This window comes from Paenibacillus sp. JQZ6Y-1 (assembly GCF_040719145.1).
GTDB lineage: Bacteria > Bacillota > Bacilli > Paenibacillales > Paenibacillaceae > Saccharibacillus > Saccharibacillus kandeliae.
This window is the reverse complement of sequence record NZ_JBFDUZ010000002.1, coordinates 40841-59763: the sequence shown is the minus strand read 5'-3', so window position 1 is coordinate 59763 and position 18923 is coordinate 40841. Positions and strand designations below refer to the sequence as shown.

At 45.6% G+C, this 18923-nt stretch carries 15 protein-coding genes, 1 tRNA gene and 1 other RNA gene; 3 read left to right on the top strand and 14 right to left on the bottom strand.

Translation table 11 applies throughout. The annotated features are described in order from the left end of the window. Positions 1-200 precede the first annotated feature (200 nt). A complete protein-coding gene (locus ABXR35_RS14095) occupies positions 201-536 on the top strand; it encodes a helix-turn-helix domain-containing protein (RefSeq protein ID WP_367061628.1) in 336 nt (111 codons plus the stop codon). A 238-nt stretch (positions 537-774) separates the two neighbouring features. On the opposite strand, the gene ABXR35_RS14090 is transcribed toward ABXR35_RS14095, so the two are convergent. From ABXR35_RS14090 to ABXR35_RS14025, 14 genes are all read right to left on the bottom strand, one after another. After that, positions 775-933, bottom strand: a complete 159-nt coding sequence (locus ABXR35_RS14090; protein ID WP_315794186.1) for a hypothetical protein — start codon at positions 931-933, stop codon at positions 775-777. Positions 934-945: 12 nt separating this feature from the next. Continuing rightward, a complete protein-coding gene (locus tag ABXR35_RS14085) occupies positions 946-1125 on the bottom strand; it encodes a hypothetical protein (RefSeq protein ID WP_367061626.1) in 180 nt (59 codons plus the stop codon). Positions 1126-1141: 16 nt separating this feature from the next. After that, the gene (locus tag ABXR35_RS14080; protein WP_367061624.1) at positions 1142-1321 is read right to left on the bottom strand and encodes a JAB domain-containing protein; all 180 of its coding nucleotides are present in this window, start codon (positions 1319-1321) and stop codon (positions 1142-1144) included. 155 nt (positions 1322-1476) lie between these two features. After that, positions 1477-4056, bottom strand: a complete 2580-nt coding sequence (locus ABXR35_RS14075; protein WP_367061621.1) for an HsdM family class I SAM-dependent methyltransferase — start codon at positions 4054-4056, stop codon at positions 1477-1479. 269 nt (positions 4057-4325) lie between these two features. After that, positions 4326-4691: a transfer-messenger RNA gene (gene ssrA / locus ABXR35_RS14070) on the bottom strand. Between the two features lie 412 nt (positions 4692-5103). Beyond that, a complete protein-coding gene (smpB, locus tag ABXR35_RS14065) occupies positions 5104-5580 on the bottom strand; it encodes an SsrA-binding protein SmpB (RefSeq protein ID WP_367061618.1) in 477 nt (158 codons plus the stop codon). Between the two features lie 125 nt (positions 5581-5705). Beyond that, entirely contained in the window at positions 5706-8435 is a 2730-nt protein-coding gene (gene rnr / locus ABXR35_RS14060) for a ribonuclease R (RefSeq protein WP_367062777.1), read from the bottom strand. Between the two features lie 883 nt (positions 8436-9318). Next, positions 9319-9549 (bottom strand): preprotein translocase subunit SecG, encoded by a 231-nt coding sequence (gene secG, locus ABXR35_RS14055; protein WP_367061615.1) that lies wholly within the window; start codon positions 9547-9549, stop codon positions 9319-9321. Positions 9550-10242: 693 nt separating this feature from the next. Beyond that, complete coding sequence (gene eno, locus ABXR35_RS14050) at positions 10243-11547, bottom strand: phosphopyruvate hydratase (protein WP_367061612.1); 1305 nt, start codon at positions 11545-11547, stop codon at positions 10243-10245. Between the two features lie 171 nt (positions 11548-11718). Beyond that, positions 11719-13260, bottom strand: coding sequence for a 2,3-bisphosphoglycerate-independent phosphoglycerate mutase (gene gpmI / locus ABXR35_RS14045; RefSeq protein WP_367061610.1), 1542 nt, complete (start codon positions 13258-13260; stop codon positions 11719-11721). Next, positions 13261-14013 (bottom strand): triose-phosphate isomerase, encoded by a 753-nt coding sequence (gene tpiA / locus ABXR35_RS14040; RefSeq protein WP_367061607.1) that lies wholly within the window; start codon positions 14011-14013, stop codon positions 13261-13263. Positions 14014-14056: 43 nt separating this feature from the next. Next, positions 14057-15238, bottom strand: a complete 1182-nt coding sequence (locus ABXR35_RS14035) for a phosphoglycerate kinase (protein WP_367061605.1) — start codon at positions 15236-15238, stop codon at positions 14057-14059. Positions 15239-15384: 146 nt separating this feature from the next. Next, on the bottom strand, positions 15385-16389 hold the full coding sequence (gene gap, locus ABXR35_RS14030) for a type I glyceraldehyde-3-phosphate dehydrogenase (protein ID WP_367061602.1): 1005 nt from the start codon (positions 16387-16389) through the stop codon (positions 15385-15387). A gap of 200 nt (positions 16390-16589) precedes the next feature. Then, complete coding sequence (locus ABXR35_RS14025; protein ID WP_367061599.1) at positions 16590-17618, bottom strand: sugar-binding transcriptional regulator; 1029 nt, start codon at positions 17616-17618, stop codon at positions 16590-16592. A gap of 245 nt (positions 17619-17863) precedes the next feature. On the opposite strand from ABXR35_RS14025, the gene ABXR35_RS14020 reads away from it, so the two are divergent. Further along, positions 17864-17938: transfer RNA gene (locus tag ABXR35_RS14020), tRNA-Arg, on the top strand. A 382-nt stretch (positions 17939-18320) separates the two neighbouring features. Continuing rightward, a complete protein-coding gene (clpP, locus tag ABXR35_RS14015) occupies positions 18321-18917 on the top strand; it encodes an ATP-dependent Clp endopeptidase proteolytic subunit ClpP (RefSeq protein ID WP_367061597.1) in 597 nt (198 codons plus the stop codon). The last annotated feature ends 6 nt before the right edge of the window (positions 18918-18923 follow it).

Below are 18923 nucleotides of genomic sequence, written 5' to 3'. Positions count from 1 at the left end.
TAGCAAGATGTCAAAACTATAATATATAAATTAATAGTGTTTCAGTGCGTACTAGACTTACAGATATTAAAAGATCTAGTTCTATAGATGCACTAATTATACGAAATTAAAAGCCTATAGTAAACATTAAAAAAGCTTATAGTTTGTTATGATTCCTCCTCATTTTATCTACTGTTGTATTGAGAGGGGCTGAAACAAAAATGGATTACGAGCTTTTGGGAAAGAGAATTCGTGAAGAAAGAAAAAGACTTAATCTGACTCAAGAAAAGCTGGCAGAAAGAATAGATTTATCCGAAGCGTATATAGGGCAAATTGAAAGAGGGGAACGAATTTTGTCCCTGGATACGCTGTTAAAAATCACGGATCAATTTGGCGTAACAGTTGATTACCTAATAAATAATTCATTAGATTCGAACGATGACCAATTTTTGAATCAGCTTAAAAAAATTATGATAGATCGTTCAATTAAAGAGAAAAAAATGATATTAGATGTCCTTAGAGTAATGCTGGCACATGTCGATGAGTTACAAGAGTAACAAGTAATTTCAGAAGCATATATATCTAAATAAAGTTATCTGTAATTTCTCTCAGAATAATATGTAATAATACTACAGCATCATACAATTATAGGTAATATGAACCGCTACATCAACTTTTTATGCGGTATTATCGAACTACATTCTGCTTATAGATAGCTATCCCCTATTGTTTGATAACAATATCTAAAAAAGAGAGTTGTCTATTCCATATAGACACTCTCTTATGGCTATTCTATTATTTCTCTTTTAATTTGGAAATTTCACTTCGACTATTTTCATCTGCGTACTTCTCGTGCAAATCTTTTGCTGTTTTGAATATGTCGAAACCATTTTCCAACGTCTTAATAATGGCATCAGATGCCGCATTTTGTGCCTGTTTCCAACGATTAATCAATTTATCACTCTCCTACTTTTTAGACTTGGTGGCAACCGAAATACCCGCACTAGCTCCCAAGATGTAGCCTAGCGCAGTTCCAGCTCCAGGTAAAATAAGCGTCCCAACAGCTGCACCTGTAGCTCCACCAACTAATGTCCCTGATGCCACATTTAATGTCTCAACAATTACTGATACAGGCCTTTTAATCAAGTTTCCTCACCTCCTTTCATAAAAACAAAAGAACACGACACATATGTCCGTGTTCCTCCAAGCTATAATATCGATTTTCTCCAATAATTATATGATTCAACACGTGGATACCAATGATATTACGATATGTTACTATAGATACCTTCAATCTTCCATATTTTAATTTTAGCTTCTCACAGACAAAAATGCTTTGCACCTCAAAGTGCAAAGCATTTTTGTTTGTTTGTTAAGTTAGGAATACCTATCGAGTAGGTATCAATAGAATAATATATATTTGGGATTTCAAACAATACTGAGAGTCTCCATAATAACGAAAATATCTGTTCTGTTTCAGATAGTAACTTCCAATTACTAAACTAATACTGTATGATTTGGACGCTTTGGAGGAACCGGAACATCTAATTCATTGTTATCAACCATAGTTTCAATCATACTCTTCAAGCTTTGCTTCCCTCTCAGTAGATTATCAACGAAAGGTTGGATCTGCTTACGTCTTGTGCTATCTGAAATTATCGGGATTAAAACTTCCTTTAGATCAACCTCAGCCACTTCAGCTAATCCATCAGATCCTCTAGCAAATGCCCTCATTTGTGTTGCGTAAAGTTCAGTTGAAAGAGCAACTATCAGGTCAAGTAAATACTCTTTCATTTGAGGAAGTACTCTCAGTCTGTAGCATCCATTAGTAACTACATAATTATCAGCTTCAGGTCCCACAAGGCACCATTTCGATACACTTCCCCATATTGAGCCTATATATAAGTCACCCGGTTCAGCAAAATGCTTAGCTCTGTCTGGTAATTCCCACCCTCTATACTCCGTACCTCTATATTCACCGTACCCTATGTCTTGTATTTCGATATACTTATATTTTTTTCTTGAGTCTATAGAGATGGAGTTACCTTTTGAGTTTTTTAGCTGAGGAATAACCTCAACTATTTCCCCTAACTTTAAATATTCGGAACTGCAAATTTCTTTTCTTAAAGTATATATTTTAGAACAGTATCTTTTAGGGTCAAATGTCAAAGACTGATCCTTTAGAACATCTTTGATACTTACTGACCATCCCTCTCCAGTATGAGTATCACTAGTTAGAAGCCATGGGGACTGTAAAGAAACGCTACTGTTCCTAAGGTCATCTATTGCAAAATCAAAGTCAGCATCAATGATCCTTTCACCCTCGTTATTTATAATAAAGCTTCCATCCTCCTCATTACGTTTGTACACGGGTTCTGCCCGCTTGTTTCCAACCTCCCACCCGACATTCTGTATCATTTCTACATTAAATTCATAATCATCATCATTCCGGCTATTCATTAATGGACTTGTTCGTTTTTCTAAAAATACAACACTCGCACTTACATCAGCACCACTAGTTTTAAATGTAAACCGCGGAAAAGAACAGATCGAAACAATTTTACAGTGTCTCAACATAAATTCACGAAGAACATGATATTTTAAAGACCGATTTCCCAAGTATCCGTTCGGAAGTATTATGGCAATTCTCCCTCCAGGCTTAGTCTGTTTAATACATACTTCTACAAACAGCATCCCTGCCTCTTGACTACTAGAGGTTGTATCTGACTTTTTTAATTGATTATTGCTAGGATCTAAAACCCATTCATGTCCTAAATCAAACAACGATAGTATACTTTTACGTTTTTCAATAATTCTTGTGCCAAACGGTGGGTTGCAAACAAGGATATCAAATTTATCCTTGTACTTATTTACAGTTTCCAGAGAATCCTCATGAAGAATATGAGTTTTTCCATCACCGTTTAAGAGCATATTTAGTATTGAAACTTGTACTGCATTAAGTGAATTATCGGCTCCCCATATACTATCAGCATAATTAGGATCAAACTTTCTTCCTCTGTGAAAAGCAGCCGTTAGAAAGTCAGCACTCCCACAAGCAGGATCTTTTATATGCTCTCCAAATTGAGGATTTAACACATCAATAATAAAATCAGTAACAGTAGTGGGGGTAAAGAACTGAGCTAGATCCCATCTATATAAGTCCTTAGCAAATTTCATATAGAATGTTTGAACTACATTTCGTTTTGAAGCTGTTAATTTAATTGGAGCTAAAATTTTTAATATATCAGTTAACACACTAGGCTTAACATTTAAATTATCATTTATTTTTTTGGGTAAATGCTTTTCATAATATGTTACTGCACGTGCCAAGACCAAGTTAAACTTATCCAGAGCCACCTCTTCTTTGTACCCAAGTAAAGTAAAATCTTGAATATCTAAAGGAGATAAGTTTCCATAATGCCCATGTTCGTCGAATAGCTTAGCTAAAATAAGTTGAAGTATTACCTCATATCTTTGCTCAGGATCTATGGAAGCCTTATGCAATATATCTTCAATACGTCCAAATACTTCAATCAAAGAATCGCTTGGTTTTGTATCGCCTAAAGTAAGTGGTTTTACATTGATTTTTGAACCAAATTTTGGTACAAGCGATAGTGGACCTTCCCTATATTCTTTATTCCCCTCAATCCATTCTTGCCAGAATATTCTCTGTTCTATATTATCCCAATATAAGCCAACCGCTTTTTGCTGCGAAGCAAAATCCAACATTGGTTTTACTTGTGTGTTTTTCACATAATCATAATTATGATTATTTTTTTTGACTTCACATAATAACACAGCGTGTTTAAGTAACTCATCTATGGTGTCTGTAATTGTTGAAACTGGACTGTCTAATACAATAAAATCAGCCCTAAAACTATTCCTTCCACTATTCCCGAATTTTTTTATAACAGCTTCAATTTTGAAGTTTTCTTTTGGATAGCCTTGCTTAATCAGATATTTAATTGCTTCTACTCGTGCGTACTCTTCCGTGGGGTTCAGCCCATCTTTACTCTTTTTAGTTGCCTTCAAAATTCCTCTTATAGGACAAATTAAAGTTAATTTTTCAGTAGCCATATCTTAACCTCATCTTTATTGATTTTTTTAATTCCTTTTAGTGTAATTCATAATCTCAAAAACATTAATTGCAATCAGTTTGTCTACATACCCAATTTTCTCATTTCTTACAGAGAAGTCAAATGAATATTAACTACGCAACAATGTTTAAAGTAGACAAGTGGTCTATCATATTTCCATTAATAACAAGTTTCGGTTAGATACGTCTACACTTGGTCTACAACTTAAGTGATACATAGCAAAAAACCCGCTGTTTAAGCGGGTTTTTAGAATGGAGGCGAGGGGAGTCGAACCCCTGTCCGAAGATAACGCAACATAAGCTTCTACGGGTGTAGTTACAGATTTGATGTCACCCTAGAGACTCCCTGTAACCGGATTCCCTTCGGGTCAGCCTGATTATCTTATTCAGCACACCTCAGGCGGAGATGTGACAGCGTAGCCCACTAAGAGTTGGGCCCTCATCCTGGCACATGGGCGATGCGAGGCGAGAGCACGTTTCACAGTTTCTTAGGCTGCGAAAGCGTAGTTAGTTTGTTGTTTGCCGTTTAATAGGCTTTAGCGTTGATAAAGCGGACGCGTCCCCACTACCCGCTACTCATGCCCGACCTACCCCCGTCGAATCCAAGAACGCCCCCTTAATAAAAAGGGTCTGGATCAATACGGTACGAGCGCATGAGTCTCGTCTTCCGAAATGTTCTGTAGATGCAGCCTTTCCCTCCATAAAAAGGGCTACACTGGGAAATGTCCTCATCCCATCGGTGTGAACCAACGGTATTTCATTTCCTCACAGACTTTGATTATACCACATTTTGATGCAAATGGATAGACGTGCAAGTGCCAGCTTACACTAGCTGATCCACGATAGATAAGGCAGCCTTACAACTCCTATCGCTCTGCTCATTCAATCAGCAAGCTGTAAAAGAGAGACAGCTACCAGTCATCGATAATCTCCATTACCCCAAAATATGATCCCTTTAACAACACTCACAATATCATCTGCTTTTGTTGTAAACGTTAGGTATAAGCTTCAATATCCATACCTAGCAATCAACGCTTTTGATTATCCCGCAATGCACGTTGGATATCACGTTGAGCATCCCGCTTCGCCGCTGTGGCGCGTTTGTCATGCTGCTTCTTACCTTTACCCAGACCGATTAGCAGCTTCGCGTAACCGTTACGGATATAGATTTTTAGCGGCACGATTGTGTAGCCGTCGCGTTTGGATGCGCCGATGAGCTTGCTGATCTGCTCTTTGTGCAGCAGCAGCTTACGTGTGCGAGTTGGGTCTGCCGGATTGCTACGGTTGCCTTCCTCAAACGGGCTAATGTGCATGTTATGCAGGAATACTTCGCCGTTACGGATCGTGGAAAAGGCATCGTTGATGTTCGCGCGGGCGCGGCGCAACGATTTGATCTCGGTTCCGGTCAGTACCATACCTGCTTCATACGTGTCCTCGATAAAATAATCGTGGGACGCTTTTTTGTTCTGGGCGAGTACTTTGTTTTCACTCTTTTTGGTCGCCATATGGAATTGCTCCTTCCGTCATTGCTCCCCCATACGGGGTGGCTGCGAGGATGAGTTGGCGGCTAGTTGTACCTCTCGGTATACTCTATCCGATCAATCTCATACCGCAGCCCATATGCTCTATTTTATTCGTTCTCTGTATTTTTTTTCTTCGGCTTGCGTCTACGCTTAGGCTTGGCGTCACCGGATGGGTTCACGGATACGGATGTATCGTTCGCCGTCGGTGCTACCGAACCTTCGCCAGATTTCTTACGACGTTTGCCTTTGTTCTTTTTCTCGGGTTCAGGGCTGTTGTAGCCGCCTTTGCCAGAGCCGAATGCGAAGCTACGTCCTGATCCAGATGAACGGGAGCTGGATTCGCTTCTTGCCGGAGTAGACAGGGTAACGCCTTTGTCCTTTTTCCGTCTATTTTTGCTGGAGCCATTATTTTCACCGTTTACAGCTGTGGATGGGTTGGCGTTGTTGCCTTTTGATGGATTGGTGTTACCACCCGCTGCTGGGCTATTGCCATTGCCTGTTTTGGATTTCGCTTTTTTCGCAGCTTTGCCGAACACTTCGGCTTTTTTAGCGTTTTTGTTCTTGCCTCTGCCGCCGCGACCTTTACGTTCGCCGCTAGCTGCGCCATTACCACCGCCATTTCCACCACTACGGCTGCCACGTCCACCGCGACGCTCGCTCTCACTGCGTCCTCCACGGTCGGAGCGACGATTGCTTTTCGGCATATCGGTCAGTTCAAAGTCAATCGTATGGTCGTCCATATTCACGTTAGCTACGCGAATCGTCACGGTGTCACCAATGCGGAACACGCGGGACGTACGCTCGCCCAGCAGGATCATCTGCTTGTCGTCAAAATGGTAATAGTCGTCAGTCAGCATACCGAGACGGATCAGTCCCTCAACGGTGTTTTCCAACTCGATAAACATACCGAAGCCAGTTACGCTGCTGATCAGCCCTTCGAATTCTTCGCCTACTTTGTCGAGCATATACTCGGCTTTTTTCAGCTGGTCGGTATCACGTTCCGCATCTACAGCCACACGCTCGCGCTCCGATGATTGCTGGGCAATGTCTGGCATACGAGATTCCAGATATGCTTGACGATCCGGCGTCAGTCCGTTGCCGCCGTTCTCGATTACTTCGCGAATGACGCGGTGGATGACCAGATCGGGGTAACGACGAATTGGCGATGTGAAGTGACTATAGTATTCCGCAGCCAAACCAAAGTGACCGGAGCTGTCAGCGGAGTATTTCGCTTGTTTCATCGACCGTAGCATCATGGTGCTGATGACAGTCTCTTCTTTTTCACCCTTCACTTCGTCCAGCAACTGCTGAAGTGCGCGCGGGTGGATCAGATTGCCAGTACCTTTCACCGCATAACCAAAGTTCTGCACGAATCCGAGGAAGTTTTGCAGCTTCTCCTGATCCGGGTTTTCGTGAATCCGGTATAGGAATGGCACTTTCAGCCAATGGAAATGCTCGGCAACAGTTTCGTTCGCTGCCAGCATGAATTCTTCAATAATCTGCTCGGCGATAGAACGCTCACGTTTGACGATATCGACCGGTTTGCCGTTTTCATCAAGCAAGATTTTGGATTCTTCAAAATCAAAATCGACCGCGCCACGGCGGATACGATTATCGCGCAGCTTCATTGCCAGCTCGCGCATCAGCTTGAAGTCGTCGATCAGCGGCGCGTAACGCTCCAGCAGTTCTGGTTCTTCGTCCTCCAGAATGCGGCGTACGTTTTTGTAGGTCATTCGCTCTTTGGTTTTGATCACACTAGTGAAGACGTCGTGCTTGACCACCTTCATATTCGCGTCAAATTCCATTTCGCAGCTTAATGTCAAACGATCCACCTGCGGATTCAAGCTACAAATACCGTTAGACAAACGGTGTGGCAGCATTGGAATCACACGGTCAACCAAATACACGCTACATCCACGATTGTACGCTTCATTGTCCAGCTGGGAGCCTTCACGCACGTAATAACCGACATCGGCGATATGCACGCCTAGACGGTAATTGCCGTTCTCCAGACGCTCTACGTTGACCGCATCATCCAGATCCTTCGCATCTTCGCCGTCAATCGTAACGATGTTCTTGCCACGCAGATCGCGGCGACCCTGCTGCACGATCTCTTCTTCGGTAATCTCGTCTGGCGCGCCTTGCGCCTCATCCATCACTTCATCTGGAAAAGCTTCCGGCAGCTGATGCTTGCGGATAATGGAGATAATATCTACGCCCGGATCATCCTTATGTCCGAGTACCTCAATGACACGACCTTCGGCAGCCGCGCGTCCTTCGGGATAATTAACGATCTCAGCAACGACCTTCTCGCCATCTACCGCACCGTTAAAATGCTCCTTCGGAATAAAAATGTCGCGGTTGATGCGCTTGTCATCTGGCAGCACAAAGCCATACGTGTCCAGCCCTTGGAATACGCCGACAATGCGGGTATTTTTACGAACCAGCACGCGGACAATGACGCCTTCCATGCGTCCACCAGACGCGTTGCGAGACGTTACTTTGACCAGTACGGTATCACCGTTCATGGCGGTGTTCAGGTCATTAGCATGGATATACACATCGCCATGCTCACGGTCTTCAGGGATTAGGAAAGCAAAGCCTTTCGCATGTGCCTGCACCCGTCCTTTGACCAGATCCATCCGTTCCGGTACGCCATATCGATTGGCGCTGTTCACCACTACATCACCGGACTCTTCCAGTCGGTTCAGCAGCTTGACGAGTTCTTTGAAGTCCGAAGCATCCTCAATCTGAAAATGTTCCTCCAACTCCTGATACGTCATCGGTTTATAAGCGGTATCCCGCATAAAGTTTAATAATTGTTCTTCTGTAATCATTGAATTCACCTCGGCCCACCTTCAGCAGCGATCACGCCCATCCGGCTCATATGTATTGCTAGTTTTATGTGCTCTATACGCTGGTCTGTGTCGGTGATGGATGAGTAAAACGCAGACCTGTCCATGATCTGCACGGACATCTGCGTTTCAGAAAGCCACTTCGATCATGTTTCATTTAGTATACACATACCCTAGTATACACTAAATTAATCCCCTGCCTGTATTCCTGCAAAAAAAAGGGCGGCATGCTCGTTACCCTCTCCTTGGTTAAGGGGAACGAATATGCCGCTAAATGGTCTTGCACATCATGGACTTCGGTCTTGCTTCAACTTACATGGGAATAATGGACAAGCTCGGGAACAGTTCTGATTATACGGGGGGTATGTGAATTCTATATGAACAGACTGGAGGGGAAACGAGTTTTTTTGCGGGGGTTATTTGGATGCAGCATGCACTCCGGGAAGGAATAAGGGAACGGACTCCGGTGGAGGGGCGAGAATCTATGGAATAGGAGATACTTGTAGATTCTCGCCCCTCCAAAGTCGTCCTTTTCCCTTATTTCCTTCCCTACGTTACGTGCGGATTGCATCCTGTGTAAAGACCATGCACAGGGGGAGTGAAAACTGGTTTCTTGCGCTACGCGCCTATGTCTGTAGCAGAGGAAGTATGTAAAGATGATTTGCGTGGTGTAGTCGGCTTCTTATCTTATACTGTTGTTTAGTGGTTTTGATCATATGAACTTTAGTTTTGAGCGTTTTGTATCGCTTTTTGATTTATATGACAGAACGGAGGAAACGGATTGGGCTGCCATCCATATAAAAACAGCCCTTTCACCGCTAGCAATAGCGTGTGAAAGGGCTGTTGGTGGTGCTGGTGTGTCTTATTATCTGAATACAGCGACCAGGATGGCAAGGATGAAGAATGCGGCTCCTAGGCCGGCTGTGGTGCGTTGCAGGACGAGGTCCATGCCGCGTGCTTTGGTTTTGCCAAAAAGATGCTCAGCGCCGCCGGAGATGGCACCGGAAAGACCAGCACTTTTACCTTTTTGCAGCAGTACAACGATAATCAGAGCAACCGAGATAATAGTAAGCAGGATCTGCAAAGTTAATTGCATAATTTCCACCTCCTTGAAGGATTCGCCGAGCCTCTATAAATGTATATGTACAGGTTATCCAACCATATCACTCTATAGAAACAGCATTTATAGTTTATCATATTCGGCAAGCAGATAGCAACGATTTCCTGATGACGCTTTATATACAAATAAAAAAACAGCCATCCGTCGAAACGGATGGCTGCTGTCCGGGAACATGGTGGCTGTAACGGCTAAGTAGCGGCTCAGGCCGTTGTTGTCGATGTGTTCACGGTCAGCCGCGACGCCCATTCCCCAAACGGATGGCTTGCAGCATACGAATATGCTGTGCAGCTGTATCTGCTCTCCACAGCCGGATTCAGCGCTCCGGGTGAAGGTCAGATGTATATAGTTGTATAAAAATGATATTCCGACAGGATCGCGATATGAACATTTCGTCGATAACCGATGCTAGGTTAAGGTTCGTCCTGCCCTACGCTCTCTGCGGAACCCATTCTCTTATCGGCAACGCGCATCCATTCTATGGAGTGCAAGGAAAGTAGGAAAAGAATGGATGACCTCTTTGTATCGCAGTCTATCATGACGCGTTACCGGGTATGACTTGATCTCACCAAAATAGGGATGGCATCGCAGGCAAGCACCATAAGCAATTGTCTGCAAACCCTTTATTTCGTGCGATGATTTATCGTTATTCTACTTCCGAAGAATCCGAAATTACTTCGTCAGACCACGGTGCTCAGTCAGGTTGTAGAAGGATTTCAGGCCGTGGTATTGAGCCAGTTCGCCCAGACGGTCTTCGATGCGAAGCAGTTGGTTGTATTTTGCAATACGGTCGGTACGGGAAGGTGCACCTGTTTTGATTTGACCAGCGTTGGTAGCAACCGCGATGTCAGCGATTGTGCTGTCTTCGGACTCACCGGAACGGTGGGAGACAACAGCTGTGTAACCAGCGCGTTTCGCCATTTCGATCGCTTCGAATGTTTCAGTCAGCGTACCGATTTGGTTTACTTTGATCAGGATGGAGTTACCGATACCTTCTTCGATACCGCGACCCAGACGCTCAGTGTTCGTTACGAACAGATCGTCACCAACCAGTTGTACTTTGCTGCCCAGTTTGTCGGTCAGCAGTTTCCAACCTTCCCAGTCATCTTCAGAGCAACCATCTTCGATGCTGATGATTGGGTATTTTTCTACCCATGAAGCCAGCAGGTCTACGAACTCAGCAGAAGTGAAGGATTTGCCTTCGCCTTCCAGTACGTATTTACCATCTTTGTAGAACTCAGTGGAAGCAACGTCCATACCGAGGAATACGTCAACACCGGGTTTGTAACCAGCTTTTTCGATTGCTTCGATGATGGAGCTCAGTGCTTCTTCGTTGGAAGTGAAGTTAGGAGCGAAACCACCCTCGTCACCTACAGCTGTGTTCAGGCCTTTGCTGCTCAGTACGGATTTCAGGTTGTGGAAGATTTCCGCACCTGTACGCAGAGCTTCTTTGAACGATGTAGCGCCAGCAGGGATAACCATGAACTCTTGTACGTCCACGTTGTTGTCCGCGTGCTCACCACCGTTGATGATGTTCATCATTGGTACTGGCAGTTGTTTTGCGTTGAATCCGCCCAGGTAAGCGTACAGTGGCAGGTCCAGAGCTTCAGCAGCAGCGCGTGCTACAGCCATGGAAACAGCCAGGATCGCGTTAGCGCCCAGTTTACCTTTGTTTGGAGTACCGTCCAGCTCGATCATTTTGCGGTCGATGCTCAGTTGGTCAACAGCGTCCATACCGATTACTTCTGGAGCGATAATGTCGTTTACGTTGCTAACTGCTTTCAGAACACCTTTACCCAGGTAACGGGATTTGTCGCCGTCACGCAGCTCAACAGCTTCGTGAGCACCAGTGGATGCACCGGAAGGTACGATCGCGCTAGCTACAACGCCAGATTCCAGATATACTTCTACTTCGACAGTCGGGTTACCGCGGGAGTCGAGGACTTCACGGCCATACACGTTAGTAATAATCGTCATGATTTAAAAGTCTCCTTTAAAATAGGTTTGATCAGGTCACAGCGACTATGGCTGTGTACCTTTATATATAGGAACGCATGACTGCAACAAAGCAGGCGATTTCAGCGGAACATGCAGAGCATGTTAATGCGTCTGCCGGTCGCAGCCTCGTTCATCTCAATAGGAAAAAGCTTACTTACGGCTAGAAATGATCGATGTACCGGTCATTTCGTCTGGTTTTGCAATTTGCAGCAGATCAAGGATCGTTGGTGCAATATCACCCAGAATACCGCCTTCACGCAGTACAACATTCTTGTCCGTTACGATAAACGGAACTGGGTTTGTTGTATGCGAGGTTTGTGGACGGCCATCTTCGTCGATTTCTGTTTCAGCGTTACCATGATCGGCAGTAATCAGCGCTACGCCGCCTTTGGCAAGAATCGCTTCCACGACACGACCGACACATTCGTCTGTCGTCTCAACGGCTTTGATCGTCGGCTCCAGCTTACCAGAGTGACCAACCATATCCGGGTTGGCAAAGTTCAGGATGATCGCATCCTGACGTTCCGCTTCGATCTCGGCGATACAAGCATCCGCCACTTCACGCGCACTCATCTCTGGTTGCAAATCATAGGTAGCTACTTTTGGCGAGTTGATCAGAATACGAGTCTCGCCTTCCAGTTCTACATCACGACCGCCACTGAAGAAGAAGGTAACGTGTGGGTATTTCTCAGTTTCGGCAATACGCAATTGCTTTTTACCGTTTTGAACGAGTACTTCGCCCAGCGTATTGTCCAGACTTTTCGGTCCAAAAGCAACATGACCTACGACGGTTGCACTGTATGTGGTAAGACATACATAGTACAGCTCCTTCGGATAGTCACCGCGCTCGAAGCCTTCAAAGTCGTGCTGTGTAAATGCTTGGGACAGCTGGATCGCACGGTCAGGACGGAAGTTCAGGAAGATGACAGAATCTCCACTGCTTACCGTACCGGTCGGTTGACCCTCAGCATCTACGATAACAGCTGGTACAACAAACTCATCGTACACTTCTTCTTTGTAGGAAGAAGTTACCACACTCAGCGGGTCCTTGAATTGAGGACCTTCGCCGTAAGCAATGGCACGGAATGCTTTTTCGACACGATCCCAACGTTTGTCGCGGTCCATGGCGTAATAGCGTCCTTGTACGGTAGCGATTTTGCCGACACCGATGCTGTTAACTTTCTCAACCAGTTGCTCCATGAAGCCTTTACCACTGTCCGGCGCTACGTCGCGACCGTCCAAGAATACGTGGATCAGCACATCATGAAAGTCATGTTTTTTCGCCATTTCTAGCGTTGCAAACAGGTGGTCGATATGACTGTGTACACCGCCGTCAGACAGCAGCGTGAATAGGTGCAGCTTTTTGCCGTTTGTTTTGGCATTTTCGAATGCGCCGACCAGTGCTTCGTTGTGGAAGTACTCGCCGTCACGAATCGATTTGGAAATGCGGGTCAAATCCTGATATACGATACGGCCTGCGCCGATATTCAGGTGGCCAACTTCCGAGTTCCCCATTTGACCTTCTGGCAGACCTACGGCTTCGCCGCAAGCTGTCAGCGTCGTATGCGGATATTGTTGAAGGTAACGGTCATAGTTCGGTTTTTTCGCCTGAGCAACACCGTTGCCTTCGACTTCCGGACGCAGACCGAAACCGTCCATGATGATTAATGCTACCGGTTTTGGAACTGACATTTACTTCGCCCCCTCAACCAGCTGAATGTAAGACTCAGGCTGAAGACTTGCGCCGCCGACGAGTGCTCCGTCAATATCGCTTTGTCCCATGTACTCCTTCACGTTCTCAGGCTTCACGCTACCGCCGTATTGAATACGAACTGCGTTTGCCACTTCTTCGTTGTACAGGTCTTTCACAACGCCACGAATGTAGGAAATAACTTCATTCGCATCAGCGGAAGTGGAAGATTTGCCCGTTCCGATTGCCCAGATTGGCTCGTAAGCGATAACGGTTGCTTTTGCTTGCTCTTCGCTCAGACCAGCAAATGCGCCTTCGGTTTGTACTTTACATACATCCTTGGTTTGATCGCTTTCGCGCTCTTCCAGCTTTTCGCCTACGCAGACGATTGGCGTCAGGTCATGACGGAATGCAGCAAGTACTTTTTTGTTTACGATCTCGTCGGTTTCGCCAAAATATTGACGACGCTCGGAGTGACCGATGATTACATAGTCCACGCCGAGATCTTTCAGCATAACGCCGCTGATCTCGCCAGTGAATGCGCCATTGTCTTCAAAGTGAAGGTTTTGCGCGCCGATTTTGATAGAAGTGCCTTTTACCGCTTCTACCAGAGCTGGCAGGTTGGTGAATGGTGCACAGATTACGCTCTCTACGCCTTCCACTTCTGCTTTGCCTTTGATATCTTCGATGAATGCTTTCGCTTCTGGAACGGTTTTAAACATTTTCCAGTTGCCGGCAATGATTGGTGTTCTCACTGCTGTATCACTCCTTCTATTCCATACTGCCTATATTGTAAACTTATTTATCGTTAAGTGCCACAACGCCAGGAAGTGCTTTACCTTCCATGAACTCCAGGGAAGCACCGCCGCCTGTGGAGATATGGTCCATTTTATCAGCCAGGTGGAACTTCTCAGCTGCTGCTGCGGAGTCACCGCCACCGATAACAGTGTAAGCATCTGTTGTTGCGCAAGCTTCTGCTACTGCACGAGTACCGTGGGAGAATGGCTCGATTTCGAATACGCCCATTGGTCCGTTCCAAACAACCAGTTTGGAGTTTTTGATCACGTCAGCATAGATCTCACGTGTTTTGGGACCGATGTCGATGCCTTCCCAATCAGCTGGGATGTCGCCAACTTCAACGATTTTTGTGTTTGCATCTGCACTAAAGTCGTCGGAGATTACGATATCTACTGGCAGGTAGAAGTTTTTGCCCAGTTGTTTTGCTTTTTCAATAAAGCCCAGTGCTACATCCAGTTTGCTCTCGTCCAGCAGGGATTGACCTACTTCGTGACCTTGAGCTTTCATGAATGTATAGGACAGACCGCCACCGATGATTACGTTGTCTGCCAGATTCAGCAGGTTGTCGATCACATCGATTTTGTCTTTTACTTTGGAACCACCAACGATTGCTGTGAAAGGACGCTCTGGATTGTTCAGGGCTTTACCCAGTACATCCAGTTCTTTCTCCATCAGCAGACCAGCTACTGCTGGCAGGTGATGCGCGATACCTTCTGTGGACGCATGTGCACGGTGAGCCGCGCCAAATGCGTCGTTTACGAACAGGTCAGCCAGCTCAGCGAATGCTTTTGCCAGTTCTGGATCGTTTTTCTCTTCGCCTGCATGGAAACGAACGTTTTCCAATACCAGAACGTCGCCGTCTTTCAGTTCAGCGATTTGAGCTTTGACTGCATCACCAGTCGACTCATCTGCTTTTGCTACCGGTTTGCCCAGCAGTTCGGACAGACGCTCAGCTGGAGCAGTCAGTCTCATGGACTCCACTACTTCACCTTTTGGACGACCCAAGTGGCTCGCCAGCAGGACTTTTGCGCCTTTTTCGATCAGGTAGTTAATGGTTGGCAGCGTTTCGCGGATACGTTTGTCATCCGTGATTTTGCCATCTTCCATAGGTACGTTGAAATCTACACGTACGAATACTACTTTGCCAGCTACTTCTACATCACGCACACTTTTTTTGTTCATTGTCTTACCTCCATGCCCGTAATTTTAAGCTTTACCAAATCGGAACCGGCTGCACTATGTACAGCACGTAACTTAGAAAAAGCGGAAACAAATAAGATCTGTTTCCGCTTTATGGAATTAATATTTATTTCAGCGTATGGCTGGTATTAGCCTTTGTTCGCGAAGAACTCAAGCGTACGAACCAGTTGAGCTGTGTAAGACATTTCGTTGTCGTACCAAGCTACCGTTTTAACCAGCTGTTTGTCGCCAACTGTCAGAACGCGAGTTTGAGTCGCATCGAACAGGGAACCGAAAGTCATACCTTTAATGTCAGAAGATACGATTTCGTCTTCAGTGTAACCGTAAGTTTCTGGATCGGAAGCTTCTTTCATTGCTGCGTTTACTTCGTCAACTGTTACATGTTTCTCCAGAACAGTTACCAGCTCAGTCAGGGAACCAGTTGCTACTGGTACACGTTGTGCGCCACCATCCAGTTTGCCTTGCAGTTCTGGGATTACCAGACCGATTGCTTTCGCAGCACCAGTGGAGTTAGGGATGATGTTCTCAGCCGCTGCACGAGCACGACGGAAGTCACCTTTCGCATGTGGAGCATCCAGTGTGTTTTGGTCGCCAGTGTAAGCGTGGATTGTTGTCATCAGACCTTCAACAACGCCGAATTTGTCTTGCAGTGTTTTTGCCATAGGTGCCAGGCAGTTTGTTGTGCAAGATGCGCCGGAGATAACTGTTTCAGTACCATCCAGAATTTCGTGGTTTACGTTGTAAACGATTGTTTTCATGTCGCCAGTTGCTGGAGCGGAGATAACAACACGTTTAGCGCCAGCTTTCAGGTGAAGCTCAGCACTTTCTTTGGTTGTGAAGAAACCAGTACATTCCAGAACGATGTCTACGCCCAGGTCGCCCCATGGCAGTTCTTCAGGGTTACGGTTAGCCAGAACTTTAACTTCTTTACCGTTTACTTTGAAGAAACCATCGTGTACTTCAACATCACCGTTGAATTTACCTTGAGTAGTATCATATTTCAAAAGATGTGCCAGCATTTTAGCATCTGTCAAATCGTTGATTGCTACAACTTCGATACCTGCTACGTCTTGAATACGACGGAATGCCAGACGTCCGATACGTCCAAAACCGTTAATACCAACTTTAACCATGAGTGAATTCCTCCCAGAAATAAGTTTGATGAAATTTATGCAATCAAGACAAGATTCGCTTGAATCTGTCGAGACAGTGATAATGATAGAATAGGATTGCGTTTGACCCTGCAAACGCCTAGTGCGTTGTACGTATAATCGGGAAATGTTTCCCTGCTGCTGCCGGATAAAGGTACTGTGTTCTTACTCTATAGAAGAAACTACAGTTCCTTGACGATCTCCCTAGCAGCAGCTTCGTCGATGACCAGAATATCTTCCTGACCAAATTTGAGCACGGAATGAATGGACTGTGCCTTGCTCTTACCACCAGCGATGCCAATCACTACCTCTGCATTGGCGATATCCTCCAGCTGCAACCCAAGGGTCAGCATATGGTGGACCGTTTCGCCTTGCTCGTTAAAATAGTGACCGAACGATTCGGCGACGGCACCCGCTTTGCGGATTTCCTGTACAAGCTGCGGGTCCAAGCGGCGACGGCGTACCATTTCCATGGCATCACCGATACCGTGAATGATAATGCGTGCGCGCCGGATAAACTCGACGATCTCACGTACATTTTCATCCTCGTACAGCAGCTCGTAGGCATCTCTGCGCAGCAGATCAGGCACATGCAGCAGCCGGTACTGCGCGCCAACCCGCTTCGCCATCGTCGATACGATGGAGTTCGCTTGGTATTCCATGTTTTCGCCAAGTCCGCCTCTTGCCGGAACGAACCAGGCATTTTTGAGCGGAGCCGGCAGTGTCGGACTGAGTTGCTCAGCAACTTCAGCCAATGTAAAACCGCCGGTGACCGCTACGATATCATCTTCGCGCATCACACTGAGCAGCGCCCTTGCGCCTGCCCGTCCAAGATGTTGCTTGGTACTTGCAGATGTGTCGCAATCGCCGGGCACAATGACCACCTGCTGCAACCCGTAGGCATCGCGGATGCGTTCCTCCAGTGCAGACAGTCCCAGCAATTCTTCCATAATAGGTTCCAGCTCGTCAAGCAGTTGTCTGCCCGCTTCGCTGACTTTCATTCCGGTGCTCTCGATCTCCAGCAGTCCCTGGGACTTGAGCAAATCGGTTTCGGCGCGCAAGACGCGCTCCGTCATGCCCAGAGACGATGCAAGTGCTCTTCGTCCGACCAATCCCGTCAGCATGACCTGATGTAAAATGGCATATCGCTTTTTGAGTACGTCGGTGAGATCGGGCAGAAGCTGCTTCTGTATTTCAAGTAATTTTCGCATGCTTTCCACTCCTGCAACTTATCTCGCTCAGTGTAATCTGGTTCATTTCAACCAGGCTGGGTATATGGACTCAAAACGTCCCGGCATAACTTTTTAAGTCCCACTACTATATTAACCAATTTCCGGCTTAGAATCAAGTCTAGACGATAACTATTTATGGCAGGTTTACGTTACACTTTTCACAGGGTCATTGCTTGCTTTTTAAACTTATCTATTCTATAATCAGTCTTGCTGTTGTTTCATATGCGCCCGTGGTCCAATGGATATGACGTAGGCCTCCGAAGCCTGAGATCCAAGTTCGATTCTTGGCGGGCGCGCCATTGCTTTCTACTTTATACATATTGCATTCCCTCTACTGTTATATCAGACAATTGTTAAGCCTGTATTATTATATAGAAGATATTCACGTAACCAGCAGATGCTGGTTATTTTTGTATGATCTGCCGGTAAAGCAGCACTACTATGCGGCTAATGATACTGGTTCCATGGAAAAAGGAGCACATTGCAACGCTGCCCTTTTCTTCATTAACCCATTTTCAGGTAAATTAGGCATTTTTGCAGAGGATAGTTTGACTTTCTTTGACTTTTAGTTTGAACTACCCTATAATGTGGTAAGAACAATTGATTATTTATATTGTTTGGACTATGATTCCACTATATTCATAACATTTACGATGATCGTAATTTTAAGGAGGGTTTCTAGTGAGTTATATCCCAATGGTCGTTGAACAGAGCAGCCGCGGTGAACGCGCCTATGATATCTATTCCCGTTTGTTGAAAGATCGTATCATTTTCCTCGGTTCCGAAGTCAATGATATGGTGGCAAACGCGATTATTGCACAAATGCTGTTCCTGGAAGCCGAAGACCCAGAAAAAGATATTCATCTGTACATTAACAGCCCAGGCGGTTCCATTACGGCGGGCATGGCTATTTATGATACAATGCAATTCATCAAAGCGGACGTGTCCACAATCTGTGTCGGCATGGCTGCAAGTATGGGCGCATTCCTGCTGAATGCAGGCGCTAAAGGCAAACGCTTCGCGCTGCCAAACAGTGAAGTAATGATTCACCAACCACTCGGTGGTGCGCAAGGTCAAGCAACGGACATCGAAATCCGTGCTCGCCGCATTCTGAAAATGCGCGATAAGCTGAACAAAATCTTGGCAGATCGTACTGGTCAACCGCTGGAACGTATCGAACGCGATACAGACCGTGACTACTTCATGAGTGCTGCTGATGCTGCTGAATACGGCCTGATTGATAAGGTAATCGAAAAAACACCTCCACAAGGCGTGTAATACGCT

Excerpts from the sequence above, each read along its gene's own strand:
- ABXR35_RS14095 (WP_367061628.1), top strand. The coding sequence starts at position 201 with ATGGATTACGAGCTTTTGGGAAAGAGAATTCGTGAAGAAAGAAAAAGA.
- ABXR35_RS14075 (WP_367061621.1), bottom strand. The coding sequence starts at position 4,056 with ATGGCTACTGAAAAATTAACTTTAATTTGTCCTATAAGAGGAATTTTG.
- smpB (WP_367061618.1), bottom strand. The coding sequence starts at position 5,580 with ATGGCGACCAAAAAGAGTGAAAACAAAGTACTCGCCCAGAACAAAAAA.
- rnr (WP_367062777.1), bottom strand. The coding sequence starts at position 8,435 with ATGATTACAGAAGAACAATTATTAAACTTTATGCGGGATACCGCTTAT.
- secG (WP_367061615.1), bottom strand. The coding sequence starts at position 9,549 with ATGCAATTAACTTTGCAGATCCTGCTTACTATTATCTCGGTTGCTCTG.
- eno (WP_367061612.1), bottom strand. The coding sequence starts at position 11,547 with ATGACGATTATTACTAACGTGTATGGCCGTGAAGTCCTCGACTCCCGC.
- gpmI (WP_367061610.1), bottom strand. The coding sequence starts at position 13,260 with ATGTCAGTTCCAAAACCGGTAGCATTAATCATCATGGACGGTTTCGGT.
- ABXR35_RS14035 (WP_367061605.1), bottom strand. The coding sequence starts at position 15,238 with ATGAACAAAAAAAGTGTGCGTGATGTAGAAGTAGCTGGCAAAGTAGTA.
- gap (WP_367061602.1), bottom strand. The coding sequence starts at position 16,389 with ATGGTTAAAGTTGGTATTAACGGTTTTGGACGTATCGGACGTCTGGCA.
- ABXR35_RS14025 (WP_367061599.1), bottom strand. The coding sequence starts at position 17,618 with ATGCGAAAATTACTTGAAATACAGAAGCAGCTTCTGCCCGATCTCACC.